Here is an 8,231-nt window from a genome sequence, read left to right as displayed (position 1 = left end):
ATGGATACTCTGTCGCCGCCTATCGCAACCACACCTTGCGTAAAAACGGTGCTCAGAAACGTTCTTCACAAACGACTCCAGATGGACATGAAGAAGTAACGGCCGATAACTAATGAAGCCCGGTCGTCCTCAGACGTTTTGGTGCTAGGTCTCAAAATGCCGGCGCTCCCGCTTCCCACCTTGGAAGTTGTCCAATAGAATCAAGCCAAGGAACTTGGACTGCACGCTTTAAGTATTAGTCCTTTTTCACAAACGGCCGATGATCGCAGCCTCAGGCCGATTGCGAAAGTCGCCCAGGTTGCTTGATGCGACAAATCAAAGCCGATCGTAGAAAGCTGACATTGTTTTGGTAACCTTTTCGGATGGATTGGCGCGAAGATTGGAGACGAAATGTTCGGCTCTCCAATCAAAGTTTAGCTATGCTTGCGATGTCGTGTGGCCTCATGCGATGCGGGACGCCTCCTGTAACATGATCTCGCGCATCCAGATGCTTGCCTGATCATTGTTGTGAAGCGCCGGCCATTGCACGGCTTCGGTGAAGGCTGGAAGCGGCAGTGGAAGATCAACGATCCGCAGCCGCATCGTCGCCCCGAAATGTCGCGCCAGCCGTGAATGCATGGTCGCGATCCGTTCGGTGCCCAGCAGTAGCGGAGGGATCATGCTGAAGCTCGGCACCGAAACCTCGATACGCCGCTTGTGATCATGCTCGAGCAGGAGCCATGCCTCGATCGAAGGCTTGAGCGTTCGTCCGAACTGCGCCGCAACGTGTCCCATCGACATGTACTGCTCGAAGGTGAGCCTGCGTGAAAGCTGCTTGTTCGTGTGACAGCCCACGCACACCAGCGTCTCGTCAAACAGCTTTGCCTTGGGGTGCACGTCTGACATGTACATTTCCGGAAAGATCAGGAAATCAACCTCGCCGCGCTGAAGTGGCTCGTCCGGTTGGTCGTCAAACGGAATCAGCTCGAATGTGATGCCGGGGGCCTCGCGCGCAACACGCGCGATCACCGTCCGAAAGAACACCAAAGTCATGAAATCAGACAGAATGATCCGGAAGCGGCGGTTCGATTTGGCCGCGTCGAACGTATCACCCTCGGTCACGGAAAGCTGGATGTGCAGCAACGCTTCGCGGGTCGGCGCAGCCAGCGTTTCGGCAAGCGGCGTCGGAACCAGTTCGCGGCCGCGCATCGTGAAGAGATCGTCGCGGAAATAGGCACGCAATCTGGCGACCGCCGCGCTCATCGCCGGTTGGCTCAAATGGATGCTGCGCGCCGCCGCAGTGAGGCTGCGCTCGGTCATCAGCGCGTTGAGCGCGACAAGGAGGTTCAGGTCGAGACCTTTGAAGCGCATGATGAGGCATCCACGAATAGATATGGCTCATAAACACAATCGATTGTACCCATGCCTCACGGTATCACAAGCTGCAAAAAATACGGGGAGGACATTCATGGCTCAGACCGACTTCGATGTGGCCGTTATCGGCTATGGACCGACGGGCCTGACCGCGGCATCGCTCCTGGGGCAGCTCGGCCACCGCGTCCTGGTCGTCGAACGATGGCCGTCTCTTTATGGTCTTCCGCGATTGACGCATATCGATGGAGAGACCGCGAGGCTGCTCAGCTTCGCATGCGACATCGAGGAGGCGCTTAGGGATTCATCGCCGATCGAATCCTACATTTTCTATAATGCAAAAGGAAAGCGGCTGGTCGATGTCGTCGACATCCCCAGCCTACCGATGGGATTTCCTGCGCATATCTCGATTCATCAGCCCGATATCGAGGCGGCGATCGACCGCAAGATGCGCAGCTTGCCGAACGTCAAGGTACGCCAAGGGGTGAAGCTCACCGGCTTGAAAATATCAGCCGGAAGCGTCGAACTCTCGCTAAAAGCAGGCGACGTCGCTGAAACCGCGCACGCGCGCTACGTCTTTGCAGCCGATGGCGCCAAGAGCTTCGTCAGGTCCGCGCTCGGGATCGAACGCGACGATTCCCGCTTCAACGAGCGCGGCTCAATATCGACGGGGAGCGCACGGGGCCGCTTCCTCCAAGCTTCGAGGAAACAAAGCAGTATTGCGATCCGGCACGAGGCCACATGTTCCTGCCGATCGGCACAAATCGTCAGCGGTTTGAATTTGCGCTGCTGCCGGACGAGGACACCGTCGAGATGGAGCGGGCGGAGCGCGCGTGGAGAATCTTGAAAAAGTATCACGATGTCGGCCCGGACGACCTTCGGATCATCAGGCAGATCGTCTACACCTTCGAATGCCGGATGGCGCGAAGCTGGCGCAGCGGGCCAGTGCTCTTGGGAGGTGACGCCGCACATACCATGCCGCCCTATCTCGGGCAGGGCGCTTGCTCCGGTATCAGGGACGCCACGAATTTCGCCTGGAAACTCGATCTTGTGCTCCGGAATGTCGCATCACCGGAAATCCTTGAGAGCTACGAGCCCGAGCGCCGTCCGCATGTCGCGCACATCATGCGTACGGCGGTGATGTTGGGGAAAATCGCCAATACACATAGCCGCACGGTAGCGTTCTTCCGTGACCTGGCTTTCCGGTTCAACCTGGTCCCGCCGCCGCCGCCATTTCCTTCCCTTTCTGCCGGCATCATTCAGGATGACCGTCGCGGCGCCCGGGGAAAGGCGGTGGGCTCGGTGCCGCCGCAGGGGCGGGTCAGGATCGGCGATCGAGTTGCAAGGCTCGACGACCTCGTCGGTTACAGTTTCGCGCTGATTGCTGAACACAATCCAGCGGCTATTCTTGGTCCATCGCGGATGGGCTTTCTTAGGAGCCTCGGCTGCCGCGCATTGACGCTCGCCGACGATGCCGGCGCCGGCGTCGAACGCTTGCTCGATATCGATGGAACCTATTCGTCCTATCTGGCCGAAAAGAACGCTGCCGCGATGCTCATCCGTCCGGACACCAATCTGTTTGGCTTTGCCGCCGGGCTGAAGGACGTCGCCGACCTTGTGGAAAATCTCCAGCAGAAACTGTCGTGGCGCACAACGGCATTGGCAGCGTGAACATGACCATATCTGAAGAACAGGCCAAAGAAATCGAGGCCCTGTGCCGGGCGATGTCGCTCTCGCGCATGGTCGACTATGGCATGACGCGCGAGAAGGCACAGCTCGCACATCAGCGGGTGCGCGAGGGGAGGGCCTGGGACCTCGTGCTTGCGGAGATGGCGCAAGAGGAGCAACGCCTTGCTGAGGCAACCAGTGACGTAGCGCTTGCCCGCGAAAGCTGGCACGCCGCTGCCGTGAGCATAATCTTTGCTCAAATGGCCTTTAATACGGATGGCGAGCGAAAGCGGGAGCTCTATCGCCGGATGACCCAGTGCTTCGCGCGCTTTGCTGCGCTGTCAAAATATCCGGCGACGAAGGTGGAGGTGTCATACCGGCAGGGGTCGCTGTTTGGATGGCACTTTCGAGCGGTTCAGGAGCGGAGCGAACCCCTGCAAGCGTGATTGTGTTCGGGGGTATGAGCGGCTGGTCCACGGCCTATCGGTCGATGGCCGAAGCGCTCTGTCTGCAAGGAATCGACTGTTTCCTGGTAGATGCTCCAGGGCAGGGCGAGAGCAGGCTTGAGGGAGACATCCTCGCCGATGACGACGTCGCAAGCGGCAAGCGCCTCGCCGGCGACGATAGTATAGAAGCCGATGACGTCCTGGCCGGCTAACGCAACGTAGGTCTGCGACGAGTTAGATTGTTGGGCCTGAAGAGCATGCCGGATCAAAAAACGATCAAGCTCGGGTTGCCTGCAGGTGAATGGCTCAACAGCGTGGGTGCGATCCAGCTTCTCGATACGGAGCGAATCCTTCACGGCTCGCTTTTCGCATCGAAGACAGACGGTTCACGAAAGAGACGTTCGAGGCGCGAATGCCGGCGGGGAGGCGCATCGAGAGCGGCGATATAGGCATCCCACTTCTTGCCACCAAGCGTGAAGACACGACGATCGGCAAGCCGCTCCTCGGCTTCACTCAGCGCGGTCTCAAGCACAAATTCGCTGACGGATTTGCGTTGGGCCGTCGCCGCTGCCTGCAAAGTCTGCTTTGCTGCCCGGCTCAGCCGTAAATCAAGCTTTTCTGTTCGGTTGGTGCGTTGAACCATTTTCCACCTCTAAAGCCAACGATATCACCCTTCGCCAGACAATGTCACGACAAATGGAGCTTTCCGAGAATTGAACATAGGTAGATATAAATAAGCTATAGCCGCCTCCGAACTCAGACGAAAGCGCTGGGCTGGGCCCTTGATGATTATTTGCCGCGAGCGATTCCGCAGCAGCAGTCAGCATCAAGTCGCGATTTCCTGCAAACGCAACCATCAGGTCACGAGCGCCAGGTTGCCCAAGGATTTCGTCTTGTCGGCATCAGTGGTCGAAAACCAAGGGGGCCGATGCATCGCGACCGGATACTCATGTTGGCGGCGCGAGGTTTGCATCCCGCTTTTGAACCGATTTGGGCAGACATCAAGAGCCGGCAGGTCGGTGAGGTCGACCTCGAATATATCCGTACCGAGGCGTGAGAGCGGGGCACTCACGATGAAGTCAACCTCACCTTCTGCGTAGATCAGCTTCAAATAGTGCGCGGCTTCGTCCCACGTCTGACAATTCCAAACCTCAGTTACTCTTGGTGACATGACGCCGAGATATTGCGGATCGTCGATAAATGCATCGATGTCTTTGCTGAGTCGATGATTAGCATGCAGCATCAGAGCGGTGCCGCCACCCAAAATCCATTCGGGAACAGCCTGACCCTGCTGCTTGAGTTCCTTTAGTCCCACGATGGTCCGACTAAGCAGCTGGCGCCAGTTGCTCAAGAACCGCCTCCAGACGTGGGCTTGCCTCTCCAGTCGCAGCCTTCACTGCTCGATAGGTCTTCACAAGGTCCGACTTGGAAACACCGTGTATCGCGGCAAATTTCAAAATAAGCTCCGGTCGAACGTCCGTAAAGAACGTCGCTACATGGACATGCCATGACCCAGTGCCGCTCGACGCAAGGTGCTTTGCGAGTTGAGCCGCCGATATGACTTTCTTGTAAGGTGCATTGGTAGTGCTTAGAACCAACTCGTCCACCTCTCGGTCAGGAATCGATTGTCGCACCGAATGGCCCATCTCTTCGGACGCTTTTATCTTGAGCACGTCTTCGAGCTTGCATCGGCGATGCTTGCCCTCGTAGCGGAAGGGAAGCTCTCCGGCCTCCATCTTACGGACCACCATGGGGCGCGAAATGCCCAAAATCTTACCCGCATCCCCTGGCGAGAGCTCTCTGTCGATCGGAACAATGGCAACTCCAGAATGCTTCAAGGTCAGCTCAGTAAGCTGGCGCAGCAGTTTGAGCATCACACCGTCGACCTTCAGATCAGCGGATTGCTTGCGAGCAAATTTGCCAAGCTGCCGCGCCACGGCCTCAGCGTCTCGTCGCGCCGCCTGGCCAATCCTTTCGACTTTCGTTTGTGCAGGCGCCACAGCGAGCCTCCATTCGCTCAACTGAAATAACTGAAAATGGTTCGATTTTCAACCTGTACCCGATTTTTTGGTCGGTGCTTGGTTATCTCAGCAAGTCATTGTTGTATCGAGGTAATATCGGGTGAAAAGGGCTTCCGTTGGGCTGGTTCGAGGGGATAATTGTTGGGTCAGCTGTCGTCCTGCGTCCGATGGTCGTGGCCAGGCACGGTAATCTCTTAACGCGTGCACAGGGCCCGAAGTGCGCTCGCATGAAGGCGGAGACCACGGGAGGGGCTCGCTGCCGATCCCAAAATTACTGACCCAACCCCGGGCGATCGGCGGCGCGGCCTAGAGAACGGGTGATCGTGGAAAGCCGCCGGCGCGCTGCGCGTCGGCAGCACGACGTGACAAATAAGCGCCCGGAGGTCGAGAACCAAATCTGCGCATGCCGGATGATCGCGGGAAGCTTAGCCTAAGGCCTATCGAGCAGAAAGACGGCGCATGGCGTTCAACTATGCTCATTATCGCCATGGTTGCATGATATAGACTTGCACGGTTAGCTGGGAACCAGAATGATGAAGAGTGTTCGCAATGCCGCCATGGTAGGAACGTTCGTGGTAGTCGTCGCCGCACAAATCACTTGGGAGTTTGCAAATACCTATCTCGCCTGCACCCTTGCGCTTGTCGCTTCATTCAGTGCTGGCTTTTGCGTCGAGCGCGTTTTCATCAAATGGGCTCATCGCAAGATGACTTGCCTTCACGGCGCAGACTGGGGTGCTTAGACAGCGGTCCTACTGGCGTCGCCGCTCATCCGATGGAGCCGCCACAGCGAAGGTGAGTGAATGATGGTTGATTGTATCGGCGCGAGGTCGATCAAAGTCGAGGTTCTTGATCCAGACGTGCTCGATTGCCCAGTTTGTTGTGGCCGTCCATTTCTCGTCCAGGACAACACCAGCACCTGGCGCCTTCTCTGCGAGGCGTGCGAGCCGTACGGAATGATAGTCGCGACCAGACCGTGCCGCTCGCCACATAAGGCGATAGAACTCTGGAACCGTGACAGTTCGACACCAGCGACAGATTCAGAACTCGCCGAAAAGGCCGAGCGGCGCGACATCTTCGGCTCGGAACCTTGTCTAGAACTAAGTCTCGAAGCGCAATGCGAGTCGTCTATGGACTTCTTTTGTGAGCTGAGAAAAGGATCGCCTCTTCATAACGTTCGGAACAGCAGTACCGAGTCGTTCAGCATTATGCCCATCGACAAGAGCGTGGATGCAGCAGGCCGATTTCAACGTGTCGCTCTATTTGCGATCGCATACGCTAATGACGAATACAGGGTGATGCCCCACAAGGATACAAGGTTCGGTGTAAGAATGTACGACGTGGTCGTGATCCAGAGAGTTTCATCCTAAGAGCCGCCACTCGTGGAACAGATAGCCAGAATGAAGCATGCCTAGGAATGGGTCTCGGCGATGGAGCAAGGAAGAGGACAAACGTCTGCTCCAACTCGCCGCAAACAACGAGGTACCGAAACGGATTTCCATCCTTCTCGAGAGAAGCGAAAACGCTGTCGCTCGGCGGCTCAAGCAATTACGGCCGAAGCTCCCAAAATCCTAGCCACCCTCCTGAATTGATGTCGCAAAGCCCGGGGTCGAAGTCCCGCGCTGAATAGCATGATCCAGAGAATCTCCAAGCCTCGGCGGCAAGCCACAGTCAGGGGAGCAAACTGCCTGCCCGATGGCCCAAGACAATTCCGTAGCCGAGGCCCACGACCAAGCCGACGCCGAAACCCCTTCCGGTGAGAGCCCAAAGTTCTTCGCCGTCCATTGACGAATCGGCGACCGCCACGCGCCGCGCAGGCTCTTCGGAAAGAGTTTCGTGCCTCAGCACAAGCGCCGTCCTCATTGCTATCTCCTTTCAAATGAGAAGATCAGTCAGAGATGCTGCTCAGCCCCTCCCGCAAAGAGAGAAACTCAAGAGTCCGTGCCAACTGCGCAGAAAGGCCCTGGAAATGCCGTTCTGTATTTTTCGACGGCTTGATTGCTAACGAGCTGGCTCGGCGGTCAAATTATGCTCGACAAATGTCACGATGCGGCCGTGCCGGTGCTGTGGGCTCCGGCGCGCGCATGGGATGGGTCGCGCCCTCGGCGATGAAGACGGGCTTCAGTTGGAAAGTTCGGCGAGAACCGCTGGAGCATTGACGAACGCGAACGCATTAAGGAATTGGCGCCCCCAGAGGAAATTGCGGTCGACCTCCGTCAGCGATGCGGCGTCGCATACCTCGTTCCAGGTCCTCTTGATTGTCTTGATTTGGCGAGCGATCAGTTCGACGGCATCAATCTTGTTGAGCAGAAACAAGGGAGCCGCTTCAAGGCAAACGGAAATTTGGCTCGTGCGGTGATTGCCAACAATAAGCATCGCCTGCGTTGTTTCTCCGACCGTCCTGATTTGTGGACAGATGTCGTAGGCAGGCGTCAGCATAAGATCTTTTCCGTTCCAGAACGCCGCGTGATTGCGGGCATGATCGTCCGTGTTGCCGCAAAGGATGTTGAACACCATCCGGCCGTACAACTCACGTAGCGTCTCCTTGGGCGAAGTGAACCGGTGGCGGATGATGGTGGCAAGATCTTCATAGCTTGCGTAGCGCCCCATCATTTCGTCGAGCCCAAGCAGGGTCAGTGCTGACACCATGGCGCGGCGCTCCCATCCGCCATTGGCCGATTCCGTTGAAAAAGGGCGGCAGTAATCCGATGTATTGGCGTCAGCGGCGATGCGGCCGAGCGGCTGTGTC

At 57.3% G+C, this 8,231-nt stretch carries 10 protein-coding genes; 4 read left to right on the top strand and 6 right to left on the bottom strand.

Features of this window, described 5'->3' with window-relative positions; genetic code table 11:
- Nucleotides 1-441 precede the first annotated feature (441 nt).
- Nucleotides 442-1,350, bottom strand: coding sequence for a LysR family transcriptional regulator (locus tag SO139_RS44820; RefSeq protein ID WP_498542043.1), 909 nt, complete (start codon nt 1,348-1,350; stop codon nt 442-444).
- Between SO139_RS44820 and SO139_RS44815 the strand changes: the two genes are divergently transcribed.
- The 3 genes from SO139_RS44815 to SO139_RS44805 are packed head-to-tail and all read left to right on the top strand — an operon-like array spanning nt 1,349 to nt 3,464.
- On the top strand, nt 1,349-2,197 hold the full coding sequence (locus tag SO139_RS44815) for an FAD-dependent monooxygenase (protein WP_498542042.1): 849 nt from the start codon (nt 1,349-1,351) through the stop codon (nt 2,195-2,197). The genes SO139_RS44820 and SO139_RS44815 overlap by 2 nt on opposite strands.
- Nucleotides 2,092-3,021 carry an FAD-dependent monooxygenase gene (locus tag SO139_RS44810; RefSeq protein ID WP_498542041.1) on the top strand — a complete coding sequence of 310 codons (930 nt, stop codon included), beginning with the start codon at nt 2,092-2,094 and terminating at the stop codon, nt 3,019-3,021. The genes SO139_RS44815 and SO139_RS44810 overlap by 106 nt, the downstream gene beginning before the upstream one ends.
- A complete protein-coding gene (locus SO139_RS44805) occupies nt 2,994-3,464 on the top strand; it encodes a hypothetical protein (protein WP_449380725.1) in 471 nt (156 codons plus the stop codon). The genes SO139_RS44810 and SO139_RS44805 overlap by 28 nt, the downstream gene beginning before the upstream one ends.
- Here the strand turns inward: SO139_RS44805 and SO139_RS44800 are convergent.
- From SO139_RS44800 to SO139_RS44785, 4 genes are all read right to left on the bottom strand, one after another.
- Nucleotides 3,434-3,820 carry a hypothetical protein gene (locus SO139_RS44800; RefSeq protein WP_449380726.1) on the bottom strand — a complete coding sequence of 129 codons (387 nt, stop codon included), beginning with the start codon at nt 3,818-3,820 and terminating at the stop codon, nt 3,434-3,436. The genes SO139_RS44805 and SO139_RS44800 overlap by 31 nt on opposite strands.
- Complete coding sequence (locus SO139_RS44795) at nt 3,817-4,107, bottom strand: type II toxin-antitoxin system TacA family antitoxin (protein ID WP_449380727.1); 291 nt, start codon at nt 4,105-4,107, stop codon at nt 3,817-3,819. Before SO139_RS44795 ends, SO139_RS44800 begins: the two co-directional genes overlap by 4 nt.
- Before the next feature lie 213 nt (nt 4,108-4,320).
- Nucleotides 4,321-4,815, bottom strand: coding sequence for a nucleotidyl transferase AbiEii/AbiGii toxin family protein (locus tag SO139_RS44790; RefSeq protein WP_498542040.1), 495 nt, complete (start codon nt 4,813-4,815; stop codon nt 4,321-4,323).
- Nucleotides 4,790-5,464 (bottom strand): MerR family transcriptional regulator, encoded by a 675-nt coding sequence (locus SO139_RS44785; protein WP_449380729.1) that lies wholly within the window; start codon nt 5,462-5,464, stop codon nt 4,790-4,792. The genes SO139_RS44790 and SO139_RS44785 overlap by 26 nt, the downstream gene beginning before the upstream one ends.
- A 551-nt stretch (nt 5,465-6,015) precedes the next feature.
- Here SO139_RS44785 and SO139_RS44780 point away from each other — a divergent pair.
- Nucleotides 6,016-6,225, top strand: coding sequence for a hypothetical protein (locus SO139_RS44780; protein ID WP_449380730.1), 210 nt, complete (start codon nt 6,016-6,018; stop codon nt 6,223-6,225).
- Nucleotides 6,226-7,603: 1,378 nt separating this feature from the next.
- On the opposite strand, the gene SO139_RS44775 is transcribed toward SO139_RS44780, so the two are convergent.
- Nucleotides 7,604-8,231: type II toxin-antitoxin system HipA family toxin (locus SO139_RS44775; protein ID WP_498542039.1), on the bottom strand; the 628-nt coding region annotated here is incomplete at its 5' end.

The organism is Bradyrhizobium sp. UFLA05-89, from assembly GCF_059803475.1.
This window is presented reverse-complemented; position numbering and strand designations above follow the sequence as displayed.

What these genes read in the sequence shown, in the direction of transcription:
- SO139_RS44815 (WP_498542042.1), top strand. Translation starts at nt 1,349, where the DNA reads ATGATGAGGCATCCACGAATAGATATGGCTCATAAACACAATCGATTG.
- SO139_RS44820 (WP_498542043.1), bottom strand. Translation starts at nt 1,350, where the DNA reads ATGCGCTTCAAAGGTCTCGACCTGAACCTCCTTGTCGCGCTCAACGCG.
- SO139_RS44810 (WP_498542041.1), top strand. Translation starts at nt 2,092, where the DNA reads ATGTTCCTGCCGATCGGCACAAATCGTCAGCGGTTTGAATTTGCGCTG.
- SO139_RS44795 (WP_449380727.1), bottom strand. Translation starts at nt 4,107, where the DNA reads ATGGTTCAACGCACCAACCGAACAGAAAAGCTTGATTTACGGCTGAGC.
- SO139_RS44780 (WP_449380730.1), top strand. Translation starts at nt 6,016, where the DNA reads ATGATGAAGAGTGTTCGCAATGCCGCCATGGTAGGAACGTTCGTGGTA.